General features: G+C 40.8%; 23 protein-coding genes. All 23 read left to right on the forward strand.

Features of this window, described 5'->3' with window-relative positions; all coding sequences use genetic code 11:
• Window positions 1-25 precede the first annotated feature (25 nt).
• The 23 genes from tuf (at window position 26) to secY (ending at window position 12096) form a co-directional block, all read left to right on the forward strand.
• Entirely contained in the window at window positions 26-1216 is a 1191-nt protein-coding gene (gene tuf / locus CQ058_RS25330; RefSeq protein WP_002009778.1) for an elongation factor Tu, read from the forward strand.
• Between the two features lie 401 nt (window positions 1217-1617).
• Window positions 1618-1926 (forward strand): 30S ribosomal protein S10, encoded by a 309-nt coding sequence (rpsJ, locus tag CQ058_RS25335; protein WP_001040595.1) that lies wholly within the window; start codon window positions 1618-1620, stop codon window positions 1924-1926.
• A gap of 34 nt (window positions 1927-1960) precedes the next feature.
• Window positions 1961-2593, forward strand: coding sequence for a 50S ribosomal protein L3 (rplC, locus tag CQ058_RS25340; RefSeq protein WP_000160209.1), 633 nt, complete (start codon window positions 1961-1963; stop codon window positions 2591-2593).
• A 25-nt stretch (window positions 2594-2618) separates the two neighbouring features.
• The gene (gene rplD, locus CQ058_RS25345) at window positions 2619-3242 is read left to right on the forward strand and encodes a 50S ribosomal protein L4 (protein ID WP_001127261.1); all 624 of its coding nucleotides are present in this window, start codon (window positions 2619-2621) and stop codon (window positions 3240-3242) included.
• Window positions 3242-3532 carry a 50S ribosomal protein L23 gene (gene rplW, locus CQ058_RS25350; protein WP_001205557.1) on the forward strand — a complete coding sequence of 97 codons (291 nt, stop codon included), beginning with the start codon at window positions 3242-3244 and terminating at the stop codon, window positions 3530-3532. The genes rplD and rplW overlap by 1 nt, the downstream gene beginning before the upstream one ends.
• A 28-nt stretch (window positions 3533-3560) precedes the next feature.
• Window positions 3561-4391, forward strand: coding sequence for a 50S ribosomal protein L2 (gene rplB, locus CQ058_RS25355; RefSeq protein WP_000511584.1), 831 nt, complete (start codon window positions 3561-3563; stop codon window positions 4389-4391).
• A 60-nt stretch (window positions 4392-4451) separates the two neighbouring features.
• Window positions 4452-4730 (forward strand): 30S ribosomal protein S19, encoded by a 279-nt coding sequence (gene rpsS / locus CQ058_RS25360; protein WP_000124452.1) that lies wholly within the window; start codon window positions 4452-4454, stop codon window positions 4728-4730.
• A gap of 17 nt (window positions 4731-4747) precedes the next feature.
• Window positions 4748-5089: a 50S ribosomal protein L22 gene (gene rplV / locus CQ058_RS25365; protein WP_002009773.1), complete on the forward strand. Its 342-nt coding sequence runs from the start codon at window positions 4748-4750 to the stop codon at window positions 5087-5089.
• A 3-nt stretch (window positions 5090-5092) separates the two neighbouring features.
• On the forward strand, window positions 5093-5752 hold the full coding sequence (gene rpsC / locus CQ058_RS25370) for a 30S ribosomal protein S3 (protein WP_002009771.1): 660 nt from the start codon (window positions 5093-5095) through the stop codon (window positions 5750-5752).
• A 1-nt stretch (window position 5753) separates the two neighbouring features.
• Window positions 5754-6188 carry a 50S ribosomal protein L16 gene (rplP, locus tag CQ058_RS25375; protein ID WP_000928969.1) on the forward strand — a complete coding sequence of 145 codons (435 nt, stop codon included), beginning with the start codon at window positions 5754-5756 and terminating at the stop codon, window positions 6186-6188.
• Window positions 6178-6378, forward strand: a complete 201-nt coding sequence (gene rpmC / locus CQ058_RS25380) for a 50S ribosomal protein L29 (RefSeq protein ID WP_002091523.1) — start codon at window positions 6178-6180, stop codon at window positions 6376-6378. The genes rplP and rpmC overlap by 11 nt, the downstream gene beginning before the upstream one ends.
• 20 nt (window positions 6379-6398) lie before the next feature.
• The gene (rpsQ, locus tag CQ058_RS25385; RefSeq protein ID WP_002091526.1) at window positions 6399-6662 is read left to right on the forward strand and encodes a 30S ribosomal protein S17; all 264 of its coding nucleotides are present in this window, start codon (window positions 6399-6401) and stop codon (window positions 6660-6662) included.
• A 43-nt stretch (window positions 6663-6705) separates the two neighbouring features.
• On the forward strand, window positions 6706-7074 hold the full coding sequence (rplN, locus tag CQ058_RS25390) for a 50S ribosomal protein L14 (protein ID WP_000615912.1): 369 nt from the start codon (window positions 6706-6708) through the stop codon (window positions 7072-7074).
• A gap of 38 nt (window positions 7075-7112) precedes the next feature.
• A complete protein-coding gene (gene rplX, locus CQ058_RS25395; RefSeq protein ID WP_000558201.1) occupies window positions 7113-7424 on the forward strand; it encodes a 50S ribosomal protein L24 in 312 nt (103 codons plus the stop codon).
• Between the two features lie 26 nt (window positions 7425-7450).
• Complete coding sequence (gene rplE, locus CQ058_RS25400; RefSeq protein ID WP_002091528.1) at window positions 7451-7990, forward strand: 50S ribosomal protein L5; 540 nt, start codon at window positions 7451-7453, stop codon at window positions 7988-7990.
• Between the two features lie 33 nt (window positions 7991-8023).
• Window positions 8024-8209, forward strand: coding sequence for a 30S ribosomal protein S14 (gene rpsN, locus CQ058_RS25405; protein WP_001085700.1), 186 nt, complete (start codon window positions 8024-8026; stop codon window positions 8207-8209).
• A gap of 29 nt (window positions 8210-8238) precedes the next feature.
• On the forward strand, window positions 8239-8637 hold the full coding sequence (rpsH, locus tag CQ058_RS25410) for a 30S ribosomal protein S8 (RefSeq protein WP_002009764.1): 399 nt from the start codon (window positions 8239-8241) through the stop codon (window positions 8635-8637).
• 32 nt (window positions 8638-8669) lie between these two features.
• Window positions 8670-9209, forward strand: coding sequence for a 50S ribosomal protein L6 (rplF, locus tag CQ058_RS25415; protein ID WP_002009762.1), 540 nt, complete (start codon window positions 8670-8672; stop codon window positions 9207-9209).
• A gap of 31 nt (window positions 9210-9240) precedes the next feature.
• Window positions 9241-9603, forward strand: coding sequence for a 50S ribosomal protein L18 (gene rplR / locus CQ058_RS25420; RefSeq protein ID WP_002009761.1), 363 nt, complete (start codon window positions 9241-9243; stop codon window positions 9601-9603).
• Window positions 9604-9624: 21 nt separating this feature from the next.
• Window positions 9625-10125: a 30S ribosomal protein S5 gene (gene rpsE, locus CQ058_RS25425; RefSeq protein WP_002009759.1), complete on the forward strand. Its 501-nt coding sequence runs from the start codon at window positions 9625-9627 to the stop codon at window positions 10123-10125.
• Window positions 10126-10138: 13 nt separating this feature from the next.
• Window positions 10139-10321: a 50S ribosomal protein L30 gene (gene rpmD, locus CQ058_RS25430; RefSeq protein WP_002009757.1), complete on the forward strand. Its 183-nt coding sequence runs from the start codon at window positions 10139-10141 to the stop codon at window positions 10319-10321.
• 33 nt (window positions 10322-10354) lie between these two features.
• Window positions 10355-10795, forward strand: coding sequence for a 50S ribosomal protein L15 (rplO, locus tag CQ058_RS25435; protein WP_002009754.1), 441 nt, complete (start codon window positions 10355-10357; stop codon window positions 10793-10795).
• Window positions 10795-12096 carry a preprotein translocase subunit SecY gene (secY, locus tag CQ058_RS25440; RefSeq protein WP_002124688.1) on the forward strand — a complete coding sequence of 434 codons (1302 nt, stop codon included), beginning with the start codon at window positions 10795-10797 and terminating at the stop codon, window positions 12094-12096. The genes rplO and secY overlap by 1 nt, the downstream gene beginning before the upstream one ends.
• Window positions 12097-12146: the final 50 nt, after the last annotated feature.

Genomic DNA, 12146 nt, shown 5'->3' on the forward strand with positions numbered 1-12146 from the left:
CATATAAACTAAGGAGGAATTTAGAATGGCTAAAGCTAAATTCGAACGTTCTAAACCCCATGTTAACATCGGTACAATCGGCCACGTTGACCATGGTAAAACTACATTAACTGCTGCGATCACTACAGTTCTTGCAAAAGCTGGTGGTGCTGAAGCACGCGGATACGATCAAATCGACGCTGCTCCAGAAGAAAGAGAGCGCGGAATCACAATCTCAACTGCACACGTTGAGTACGAAACTGAAACTCGTCACTATGCACACGTTGACTGCCCAGGTCATGCTGACTATGTTAAAAACATGATCACTGGTGCTGCTCAAATGGACGGCGGTATCTTAGTAGTATCTGCTGCTGATGGTCCAATGCCTCAAACACGTGAGCACATCCTTCTTTCTCGTCAAGTAGGTGTTCCTTACATCGTTGTATTCTTAAACAAATGCGACATGGTAGATGACGAAGAATTATTAGAATTAGTAGAAATGGAAGTTCGCGACCTATTATCTGAATACGGATTCCCAGGCGACGATATTCCTGTAATTAAAGGTTCTGCTCTTAAAGCTCTTCAAGGAGAAGCTGAGTGGGAAGAAAAAATCATCGAATTAATGACTGAAGTTGATGCTTACATCCCAACTCCAGAACGTGAAACTGACAAACCATTCTTAATGCCTATCGAGGATGTATTCTCTATCACAGGTCGTGGTACAGTTGCAACTGGTCGTGTTGAGCGTGGAATCGTTAAAGTTGGTGACGTAGTAGAAATCATCGGTCTTGCTGAAGAGAATGCTACTACAACTGTAACTGGTGTAGAAATGTTCCGTAAGCTTCTTGACCAAGCTCAAGCTGGAGACAACATCGGTGCTCTACTTCGTGGGGTTGCTCGTGAAGACATCCAACGTGGACAAGTTCTTGCTAAAACTGGCTCTGTAAAAGCACACGCTAAATTCAAAGCTGAGGTTTTCGTATTATCTAAAGAAGAAGGTGGACGTCATACTCCATTCTTCGCTAACTACCGTCCACAGTTCTACTTCCGTACAACTGACGTAACTGGTATCATCCAATTACCAGAAGGTACTGAAATGGTAATGCCTGGTGACAACATCGAAATGACTATCGAACTTATCGCTCCAATCGCTATCGAAGAGGGAACTAAATTCTCTATTCGTGAAGGTGGACGTACAGTAGGTTACGGTGTAGTTGCTACAATCGTTGCTGAGTAGTCTTTAATTAGATTATTAAAAACTCAAGGGATTCTCCCTTGAGTTTTTTTTATTGCTTATTACTATAGAAGAAAGAGATGTATATTCTATTTTTGGATGAGTTTCTTCTATAGTATATAAAACGAAAACAACACCCAAAAACTGTAAGTTGAATAAGAGTAGATGAAAACTTGATATTCTTTAAAGTGCCATGTATAATAGCAAAAGTAGAGAAAAGCAGATGCGAACAAAAAGATGCTTGCATCTAGACGAATAACATTGTATAATAGACAATGTTGGTCTTTGACTGCGATGAAGTGGAAGGTTGCTGACACACCCGGCCGCTTTGCCATGGCATGGTGTGGGGAAATTTCCATGGAGAAGGTCTATTTTAGAAATAGGCGAACGAAGGAGGGAAAATAATGGCAAAAGAAAAAATTCGTATCCGTTTAAAAGCTTATGATCACCGTATTCTTGATCAATCAGCTGAGAAAATTGTAGAAACAGCTAAGCGTTCTGGGGCAACAGTTTCTGGTCCGATCCCATTACCAACTGAGAAGACTATTTACACAATTCTTCGTGCTGTTCATAAGTACAAAGATTCTCGTGAACAATTCGAAATGCGCACACACAAACGTCTAATCGACATCGTGAGTCCTACTCCGCAAACAGTAGATTCATTAATGCGTTTAGATTTACCATCTGGTGTAGATATCGAAATCAAACTATAATTCATATAACTTAAAAATGTAGGAGGTGTAACTCATGACCAAAGGAATCTTAGGAAGAAAGATCGGTATGACTCAAGTATTTGCTGAGAACGGTGAGTTAATCCCAGTAACGGTAATCGCTGCTAATCCAAACGTTGTTCTTCAAAAGAAAACAACTGAAACTGATGGCTACAACGCAATTCAGTTAGGATTTGAAGATAAACGTGAAAAGTTAACTAACAAACCTGAACAAGGCCACACTGCTAAAGCATCTACAACTCCTAAGCGCTTCATTCGCGAAATCCGCGATGCAGACGTGGACGGATTAGAGGTTGGTCAAGAGGTAAAAGTTGAAGTTTTCGCTGCAGGTGAAATCGTTGACGTAACAGGAATTTCTAAAGGTAAAGGTTTCCAAGGTGTTATTAAACGCCACGGACAATCTCGCGGACCTATGTCTCATGGTTCTCGCTATCACCGTCGTCCAGGTTCAATGGGGCCAGTTGCTCCGAACCGTGTATTCAAAGGCAAAAAACTTGCTGGACGTATGGGTGGAGACCAAGTTACTATCCAAAACTTAGAAATCGTTCAAGTTGACACTGAGCGCAACTTATTACTAGTAAAAGGTAACGTTCCAGGTGCTAAGAAATCTCTTGTAGTTGTTCAAGGCGCTGTGAAGGTTAGCAAATAATTCACAATAGGAAGGAGGAATTCCAATGCCAAAAGTTACTGTATATAACCAAACTGGTTCACAGGTTGGTGAAATCGAATTAGCTGAAGCTATTTTCGGTATCGAACCAAATGAAGCTGTACTATTTGAAGCTGTAATGATGCAACGTGCATCTTTACGTCAAGGTACACACAAAGTAAAAACTCGCTCTGAAGTTCGTGGTGGTGGTCGTAAACCATGGCGTCAAAAAGGAACTGGACGTGCTCGTCAAGGTTCTATCCGCTCTCCTCAATGGCGTGGTGGTGGTACGGTATTCGGACCTACACCAAGAAGCTATGCGTACAAACTTCCTAAGAAAGTTCGTCGTTTAGCAATCAAATCTGCATTAGCTACTAAAGTAGTTGAGAACAACATTGTAGTTCTTGAGGACCTAGTGTTAAATGCACCAAAAACAAAAGACATGGTAGCAGTACTTAAAGGATTAACTGTTGAGAAGAAAGCTCTTATCGTAACTGCTGATGCAAACGAATCTGTAGAGTTATCTGCTCGCAATATCCCTGGAGTAACAGTAATCACTGCTGATGGCGTAAACGTGCTAGATGTGCTTCATCATGATAAGCTAATCATGACAAAAGCGGCAGTGGAAAAAGTAGAGGAGGTGCTTGCATAATGAGAGATCCTCGTGATATCATTAAGCGCCCAGTTATCACTGAACGTTCTATGGAAATGATGGCTGAAAAAAAATACACGTTCGACGTGGACGTTAAATCTAATAAAACAGAGGTTAAAGACGCTATAGAAGCGATCTTTGGTGTTAATGTAGACAAAGTAAATATCATGAACTACAAGCCGAAAGCAAAACGTGTTGGTCGTCACGCTGGTTTTACTAGCCGTCGTCGTAAAGCAATCGTTAAGCTAACTGCTGACAGCAAAGAAATCGAAATCTTCCAAGGCGTTTAATTCTTACTAAAGAAGGAGGGAAATTGAGATGGGAATTAAAAAGTATAATCCAACTACTAACGGTCGTCGTAACATGACTACGAATGATTTCGCTGAAATCACGACTGACAGACCAGAAAAGTCTTTACTTGCTCCTTTAAGCAAAAAGGCTGGTCGTAATAACCAAGGTAAAATTACTGTACGTCATCAAGGTGGCGGACATAAGCGTCAATACCGTATCATCGACTTTAAGCGTAACAAAGATGGAATTCCAGGACGCGTTGCTACGATCGAATACGATCCAAACCGCTCTGCGAATATCGCATTAATTAACTACGTTGACGGTGAAAAACGTTACATTCTTGCTCCTAAAACTTTAGAAGTAGGTATGGAAGTTATGTCTGGCCCTGAAGCTGACATTAAAATCGGTAACGCATTACCATTAATCAACATTCCAGTAGGTACTGTTGTTCATAATATCGAGCTTAAGCCTGGTCGTGGAGGACAATTAGTCCGTTCTGCTGGTACGTCTGCTCAAGTACTTGGTAAAGAAGGAAAATACGTACTTGTACGTTTAACTTCTGGTGAAGTACGTTTAGTATTATCTGCTTGTCGCGCTTCAATCGGTCAAGTTGGTAACGAACAACACGAACTTATCAAAATCGGTAAAGCAGGTCGCTCTCGCTGGTTAGGTAAGCGCCCAACAGTTCGTGGTTCTGTAATGAACCCGGTTGATCACCCACACGGTGGTGGTGAAGGACGCTCTCCAATCGGACGTAAGTCTCCAATGTCTCCATGGGGTAAACCAACTCTTGGATTCAAGACTCGTAAGAAAAACAAAGCGTCTGATAAATTTATCGTTCGTCGTCGTAAAAAATAATGGGATTGTAGTACGGTTCATTTCAAGAACCGTACGCCAATCACGAAGGGAGGCACCAAAATGGCTCGTAGCTTAAAAAAAGGACCATTTGTCGATGATCACTTAATGAACAAAATGGAAAAATTAGTTGCATCTGAGCAAAAACAAGTTGTTAAAACTTGGTCTCGCCGTTCAACAATCTTCCCTCAGTTCATCGGACATACAATTGCTGTATATGATGGTCGTAAACACGTACCTGTGTACATCACTGAGGATATGGTTGGCCATAAGTTAGGTGAATTCGCACCAACTCGTACGTATAAAGGTCACCTTGCTGACGATAAGAAAACTAGAAGATAATGAGAGGAGGCACTTCAATGCAAGCTAAAGCAGTAGTGAGAACAGTTCGTATTGCTCCTCGTAAGGTTCGTTTAGTAGTAGACTTAATCCGAGGTAAGCAAGTGGGTGAAGCGATTGCTATCCTTAACCACACACCAAAAACTGCTTCTCCAGTTGTAGAAAAAGTTTTAAAATCTGCAATCGCAAATGCAGAGCACAATTATGAGATGGATATTAACAACCTAGTTGTTGAAAAAGTCTTCGTTGACGAAGGTCCAACGTTGAAACGTTTCCGTCCACGTGCAATGGGTCGTGCAAGCCAAATTAACAAACGCACAAGCCACATCACAGTTGTGGTATCAGAAAAGAAGGAGGGATAATCGATGGGTCAGAAGGTTAATCCAATTGGTCTTCGTGTCGGTATTATCCGCGACTGGGAATCTCGTTGGTTCGCTGAGAAAGATTATGCTACGTTATTACATGAAGACATCAAAATCCGTGAGTACATTACTGTACGCTTAAAAGATTCTGCTGTTGCTAAAGTAGAAATCGAACGTGCAGCAAATCGTGTAAATGTTACAATTCACACTGCAAAACCTGGTATGGTAATTGGTAAAGGTGGTACTGAAGTTGAAGCACTTCGTAAAGCTCTTAACCAATTAACAGGCAAGCGTGTACACATTAACATTTTAGAAGTTAAGAGAGCTGATCTTAACGCTAAATTAGTGGGCGAAAACATCGCTCGTCAATTAGAAAACCGTGTATCATTCCGTCGTGCACAAAAGCAAGTTATTCAACGTGCTATGCGTGCAGGAGCAAAAGGTATTAAAACACAGGTTTCTGGTCGTCTTGGCGGGGCTGATATCGCTCGTGCAGAATCTTACAGTGAAGGAACTGTTCCACTTCATACACTTCGCGCTGATATTGACTATGCAGCAGTTGAAGCTGATACAACATACGGTAAATTAGGCGTAAAAGTATGGATCTACCGTGGAGAAGTCCTTCCTACAAAAAAGAAAGCTTCTGAGGAAGGAGGAAAATAATATGTTAATGCCAAAACGCGTAAAATATCGTAGAGAGCATCGTGGTAAAATGCGTGGTCGTGCAAAAGGTGGAACTGAAATTGCTTTCGGTGAATTCGGTTTACAAGCACAAGCTGCTTCATGGATTACAAACCGTCAAATCGAAGCTGCTCGTCGTGCAATGACTCGTTACATGAAACGTGGCGGTAAAGTATGGATTAAAATTTTCCCTTCTAAACCTTACACTGCAAAACCTCTAGAAGTACGTATGGGTTCCGGTAAAGGGGCACCAGAAGGCTGGGTAGCAGTAGTAAAACCTGGGAAAATTATGTTTGAAATCGCGGGTGTATCTGAAGAGGTAGCACGCGAAGCATTACGTCTTGCAGCTCACAAACTACCTGTGAAATGTAAGTTCGTAAAACGTGAAGAAAATGGTGGTGAATCTAATGAAAACTAATGATATTCGTGAATTAACCACTGCCGAAATCGAAACAAAAGTTAAAGCTTTAAAGGAAGAATTGTTCAATCTTCGCTTCCAACTTGCTACAGGACAATTAGAGAATCCAACTCGCATCCGTGAAGTGCGTAAAGCGATTGCTCGTATGAAAACTGTAGTTTGTGAAAGAGAGATCGGAATTAATCGATAAATTGAGGGGAGGTTTGCATAGTGAGCGAACGTAACCAACGCAAAGTTTATACTGGTCGTGTTGTGTCTGATAAAATGGACAAAACGATTACAGTTTTAGTTGAAACTTACAAAACTCATTCCTTGTACGGAAAACGTGTTAAGTATTCTAAAAAGTACAAAGCCCATGATGAGCAAAACCAAGCAAAACTTGGCGATATCGTTAAAATCATGGAAACTCGCCCGCTTTCTGCTACTAAGCGTTTCCGTTTAGTTGAAATCGTTGAAGAAGCGGTTGTTATCTAAATAGACGAATCGGAATTTTTAGTCCGAAGGGAGGTTTCATAACATGATCCAACAAGAATCTCGTTTGAAAGTTGCTGACAACTCTGGTGCACGTGAACTTTTAACAATTAAAGTATTAGGCGGCTCTGGTCGTAAATATGCTAATATTGGTGATATTATCGTTGCTACGGTAAAACAAGCAACACCAGGTGGCGTTGTTAAAAAAGGTGACGTTGTTAAGGCAGTAGTGGTACGTACGAAGAGCGGAGCTCGTCGTCCGGACGGTTCTTATATTAAATTTGATGAAAACGCAGCGGTTATCATCAAAGACGATAAGAGCCCACGTGGTACTCGTATCTTCGGACCAGTAGCTCGTGAATTACGTGATAGCAACTTCATGAAGATCGTTTCTTTAGCTCCAGAAGTTCTATAATTTAAGGTATTGCCTTGCTAAGGAGGTGCAGAATTAAGATGCATGTAAAAAAAGGTGATAAAGTTCAGGTAATCACTGGTAAAGACAAAGGAAAACAAGGCGTTATCCTTGTGGCTTTCCCAAAGCAAAACCGTGTTATCGTTGAGGGTGTTAACATCGTTAAAAAACACTCTAAGCCATCTCAATTAAATCCACAAGGTGGAATTATTACGAAAGAAGCACCTATTCACGTTTCTAATGTTATGGTATTAGATCCGAAAACAGGCGAACCTACTCGCGTAGGCTTCAAAGTAGAAGATGGTAAAAAAGTTCGTATTGCAAAAAAATCTGGTGAATTATTAGATAAATAATTTTCTTAAGAAAGGAGGTCACTTCATTGAATCGCCTTAAAGAGAAGTTCCAAAAGGAAATTACTCCTGCTCTAATGAGCAAGTTTAACTATAAATCTGTGATGGAAGTACCGAAAATCGAAAAGATCGTAATCAACACTGGTGTTGGTGACGCGGTATCTAACTCAAAAGCTTTAGACAATGCAGTAGAAGAATTAACGCAAATCGCAGGTCAAAAACCTGTTGTAACTCGCGCTAAAAAATCAATCGCTGGTTTCCGTCTTCGTGAAGGTATGCCAATCGGTGCGAAAGTAACTTTACGCGGACAACAAATGTATGAGTTCTTCGACAAATTAGTATCAGTTTCTTTACCACGTGTACGTGATTTCCGTGGTGTTTCTAAGAAATCATTCGATGGTCGTGGGAACTACACATTAGGTGTTAAAGAGCAACTAATTTTCCCTGAGATTGATTATGATAAAGTAAGTAAAGTCCGCGGTATGGACATCGTAATCGTTACTACAGCGAAAACTGATGAAGAAGCTCGTGAACTTTTAACACAATTCGGTATGCCATTCCAAAAATAATGGAAGCCAACGCTAAGTAGAGGAGGCGAAAACGTGGCTAAAAAATCTATGATCGCGAAACAAAAGCGTACTCCTAAGTTTAAAGTACAAGAGTATACACGTTGCGAACGCTGCGGTCGTCCGCATTCTGTATACCGCAAATTTAAGCTTTGCCGTATTTGTTTCCGTGAACTTGCATATAAAGGTCAAATTCCTGGTGTTAAAAAAGCTAGTTGGTAAAACCCACAAATGGGAAGGAGGTAAAACACATGGTGATGACAGATCCAATTGCAGACATGCTTACTCGCATCCGTAATGCGAACATGGTACGTCATGAGAAATTAGAGGTTCCTGCTTCTAAAATCAAAAAAGAGATCGCTGAACTTTTAAAACGTGAAGGTTTCATTCGTGATGTAGAATACATTGGGGATAACAAACAAGGTATCCTTCGTATTTTCCTGAAATATGGTGCAAACAATGAACGTGTAATCACTGGATTAAAACGTATCAGTAAACCTGGCTTACGCGTTTACGCAAAAGCTGATGAAGTACCACGTGTACTTAACGGATTAGGTATCGCTCTTGTTTCTACATCTAAGGGAGTAATGACAGACAAAGACGCTCGTCAATTACAAACTGGTGGAGAAGTAGTAGCATACGTTTGGTAATATATATTTAAAACGAACGGAGGTGTGACCACATGTCTCGTATTGGTAAAAAGATTCTTGAAATCCCTGCAGGTGTTACTATTACAGTTGCAGAAGACAATACTGTAACAGTAAAAGGCCCTAAAGGTGAATTAACTCGTACTTTCAAAACTGATATGTCTATCAAAATTGAAGAAAATACACTAACAGTTGAGCGTCCATCTGAACAGAAGGAACACCGTGCATTACACGGTACAACTCGTGCTTTAATCGGAAACATGGTTGAAGGTGTAACTACAGGTTTCGTACGCGGACTTGAATTAGTCGGTGTTGGTTACCGTGCTCAAAAACAAGGAGATAAACTTGTTTTAAGCGTAGGTTATTCTCATCCAGTAGAAATGACTCCAGAAGCAGGACTTGAAGTTGAAGTACCTGTACCAACTAAAATCGTAATTAAAGGTATCGACAAGCAACGTGTTGGCGAATTTGCTGCTAACATCCGCGCTGTACGTGCTCCTGAACCATATAAAGGTAAAGGTATTCGTTACGAAGGCGAAGTTGTTCGTCGTAAAGAAGGTAAAACTGCTAAGTAAACCCGTTAGGTGAAAGAAAGGAGTGACAAGAATGATCACTAAAGCTGCTAAAAATGCGACTCGTAAGAAAAGACATGCACGTGTACGTGCTAAACTTACTGGTACTGCAGAACGTCCACGTTTAAACGTGTACCGTTCTAACCAACATATTTACGCTCAAGTTATTGATGATGTAAATGGTGTAACATTAGTAAGTGCATCTACTCTTGATAAAGACCTTGCTCTTAACGGTACTAGCAATACTGAAGCTGCTACGAAAGTTGGAGAATCAGTTGCTAAGCGTGCTGTAGAGAAAGGCGTTAAAGAAGTAGTATTTGATCGCGGTGGTTACTTATACCATGGCCGTGTTAAAGCTCTAGCTGAAGCTGCTCGTGAGGCTGGATTACAATTTTAATGGTCAAAGGAGGGAAAATTGATGCAACGCATTGACCCAAGTAAATTAGAACTTGAAGAACGTGTAGTTACGATAAATCGTGTCGCGAAAGTTGTTAAGGGTGGTCGTCGTTTCCGCTTTGCTGCACTAGTTGTAGTTGGCGATAAAAACGGTCATGTTGGATTCGGTACTGGTAAAGCACAAGAGGTACCAGACGCAATCCGTAAAGCTATCGAAGACGCTAAGAAAAACCTAATCGCTGTACCATTAGTTGGTACAACAATTCCTCACACAATCAACGGTCATTTTGGAGCTGGTGAAGTATTCTTAAAACCTGCTGCTGAGGGTACTGGTGTTATTGCTGGTGGACCTGTTCGTGCGGTACTAGAATTAGCTGGTGTACAAGATATTCTTTCGAAATCTCTTGGTTCTAACACACCAATCAACATGATTCGCGCTACTGTGAACGGATTAAGCGAACTTAAGCGCGCTGAAGATGTTGCAAAATTACGCGGTAAATCTGTAGAAGAGCTACTAGGTTAAGGAGGGAAAACAAATGGCGAAAAAGTTAGAAATTACCCTCACTCGTAGTGTAATTGGTCGTCCACAAGATCAACGTGCGACGGTAGAAGCTTTAGGTCTTAAAAAGTTGAATTCAACTGTAGTTAAGGAAGAAACTCCTGCTATTCTTGGTATGATCAACAAAGTTTCTCACCTTATCTCTGTAAAAGAAGCTTAAGGATAACTCATTAATATAAGGAGGTGCCTGGGAATGAAACTTCATGAATTAAAACCTGCAGAAGGTTCTCGTAAAGTACGTAACCGTGTCGGTCGTGGTATCGGTTCTGGTAACGGTAAAACTGCTGGTAGAGGTCATAAAGGACAAAACGCACGTTCTGGCGGCGGTGTTCGTCTTGGCTTCGAAGGTGGTCAAACTCCACTATTCCGTCGTTTACCAAAACGCGGCTTCACAAACATTAACCGTAAAGAGTTTACTATTGTAAACTTATCAACGTTAAATCGTTTTGAAGATGGTACAGAAGTAACACCTGAATTATTGCTGGAAACTGGCGTTATCAGCAAATTAAACGACGGTGTTAAAATTCTTGCAAGCGGAGCAGTAGAGAAAAAATTAACTGTTAAAGCGCACAAGTTCTCTTCAAGTGCTAAAGAAGCAATTGAAGCAGCTGGCGGATCAGTTGAGGTGATCTAATGTTTCGTACAATCTCCAACTTTATGCGCGTTGCTGAGATAAGACGTAAAATATTATTCACTTTAGCGATGTTAGTCGTATTCAGGATTGGCACGTTTATCCCAGTGCCATTTACAAATGGAGACGTACTGAAAGCACAAGATCAATTAAATGCCTTAGGTATCCTAAATACATTTGGCGGTGGCGCCTTGAAAAACTTCTCCATCTTCGCGATGGGAATCATGCCGTATATTACAGCATCCATCATCGTGCAATTATTGCAGATGGATGTTGTTCCTAAATTTTCGGAATGGTCGAAGCAAGGCGAAATGGGCCGTCGTAAACTAACGCAATTCACGCGTTACTTTACAATTGTTCTTGCGTTTATTCAGGGGTTTGGTATGTCAATCGGTTTTAACGGTATGGTAGGTGGGCAATTAATTTTGAATCCAGGTTGGAGCACTTATTTATACATTGCTACGGTACTGACTGCTGGTACTGCATTTTTAATGTGGTTAGGTGAACAGATTACAGCTAAAGGTGTAGGTAATGGTATTTCCATTCTTATCTTTGGCGGTATTGCCGCAGCGATCCCAAGTGTTATATCTCAAGTGTATCAACAACAGTTTCAAAATATCGGAGATCAATTGTTCATGAGTATCGTTAAAGTTGCATTGATTTTACTAGCTGTGCTAGCGGTTATTGTTGGTGTTATTTTCATTCAACAGGCTGTTAGAAAGATCCCAATTCAATACGCGAAGCGTGTAACAGGAGGGAATGGGAATCATGCTGGAGCACAAAACACTCATTTACCACTTAAGGTAAATAGTGCGGGTGTTATTCCAGTCATTTTTGCTGTTTCATTCTTAATTACGCCTCCAACTATTGCACAGTTCTTCCCGAAACATGATGTGTCGCAGTGGATTATTGCAAACTTTAACTATTCTCACCCAGTGGGAATGATCATATATGTTGCGCTCATTGTAGCCTTCACATATTTCTATGCATTTGTTCAGGTTAATCCAGAGCAAATGTCAGAGAATCTAAACAAGCAAGGTGGATATGTTCCAGGTATTCGTCCGGGTAAGAATACAGAACAATATCTAACAAAAATCTTGTATCGTTTGACCTTTGTGGGATCAATTTTCCTAGCAGCGATTGCAATCTTACCAGTTATCTTTACGAAATTGGGAAATCTTCCTCCATCTGCACAGATTGGTGGAACGAGTATGTTAATCGTTGTCGGCGTTGCTTTAGAAACAATGAAGCAGCTAGAAAGCCAATTGGTAAAACGCCATTACAAAGGGTTTATCAAGCAGTGAGTAAGTGGGAAGAACTGTCTTCCCTACATGCTCATGTACTGAGGGGGAAC

Source organism: Bacillus sp. MYb56 (assembly GCF_002976445.1).
Classification (GTDB): Bacteria; Bacillota; Bacilli; order Bacillales; family Bacillaceae_G; genus Bacillus_A; species Bacillus_A mycoides.

What these genes read in the sequence shown, in the direction of transcription:
- tuf (WP_002009778.1), top strand. Translation starts at nt 26, where the DNA reads ATGGCTAAAGCTAAATTCGAACGTTCTAAACCCCATGTTAACATCGGT.
- rpsJ (WP_001040595.1), top strand. Translation starts at nt 1,618, where the DNA reads ATGGCAAAAGAAAAAATTCGTATCCGTTTAAAAGCTTATGATCACCGT.
- rplC (WP_000160209.1), top strand. Translation starts at nt 1,961, where the DNA reads ATGACCAAAGGAATCTTAGGAAGAAAGATCGGTATGACTCAAGTATTT.
- rplD (WP_001127261.1), top strand. Translation starts at nt 2,619, where the DNA reads ATGCCAAAAGTTACTGTATATAACCAAACTGGTTCACAGGTTGGTGAA.
- rplW (WP_001205557.1), top strand. Translation starts at nt 3,242, where the DNA reads ATGAGAGATCCTCGTGATATCATTAAGCGCCCAGTTATCACTGAACGT.
- rplB (WP_000511584.1), top strand. Translation starts at nt 3,561, where the DNA reads ATGGGAATTAAAAAGTATAATCCAACTACTAACGGTCGTCGTAACATG.
- rpsS (WP_000124452.1), top strand. Translation starts at nt 4,452, where the DNA reads ATGGCTCGTAGCTTAAAAAAAGGACCATTTGTCGATGATCACTTAATG.
- rplV (WP_002009773.1), top strand. Translation starts at nt 4,748, where the DNA reads ATGCAAGCTAAAGCAGTAGTGAGAACAGTTCGTATTGCTCCTCGTAAG.
- rpsC (WP_002009771.1), top strand. Translation starts at nt 5,093, where the DNA reads ATGGGTCAGAAGGTTAATCCAATTGGTCTTCGTGTCGGTATTATCCGC.
- rplP (WP_000928969.1), top strand. Translation starts at nt 5,754, where the DNA reads ATGTTAATGCCAAAACGCGTAAAATATCGTAGAGAGCATCGTGGTAAA.
- rpmC (WP_002091523.1), top strand. Translation starts at nt 6,178, where the DNA reads ATGAAAACTAATGATATTCGTGAATTAACCACTGCCGAAATCGAAACA.
- rplN (WP_000615912.1), top strand. Translation starts at nt 6,706, where the DNA reads ATGATCCAACAAGAATCTCGTTTGAAAGTTGCTGACAACTCTGGTGCA.
- rplX (WP_000558201.1), top strand. Translation starts at nt 7,113, where the DNA reads ATGCATGTAAAAAAAGGTGATAAAGTTCAGGTAATCACTGGTAAAGAC.
- rpsH (WP_002009764.1), top strand. Translation starts at nt 8,239, where the DNA reads ATGGTGATGACAGATCCAATTGCAGACATGCTTACTCGCATCCGTAAT.
- rplF (WP_002009762.1), top strand. Translation starts at nt 8,670, where the DNA reads ATGTCTCGTATTGGTAAAAAGATTCTTGAAATCCCTGCAGGTGTTACT.
- rplR (WP_002009761.1), top strand. Translation starts at nt 9,241, where the DNA reads ATGATCACTAAAGCTGCTAAAAATGCGACTCGTAAGAAAAGACATGCA.
- rpsE (WP_002009759.1), top strand. Translation starts at nt 9,625, where the DNA reads ATGCAACGCATTGACCCAAGTAAATTAGAACTTGAAGAACGTGTAGTT.
- rpmD (WP_002009757.1), top strand. Translation starts at nt 10,139, where the DNA reads ATGGCGAAAAAGTTAGAAATTACCCTCACTCGTAGTGTAATTGGTCGT.
- rplO (WP_002009754.1), top strand. Translation starts at nt 10,355, where the DNA reads ATGAAACTTCATGAATTAAAACCTGCAGAAGGTTCTCGTAAAGTACGT.
- secY (WP_002124688.1), top strand. Translation starts at nt 10,795, where the DNA reads ATGTTTCGTACAATCTCCAACTTTATGCGCGTTGCTGAGATAAGACGT.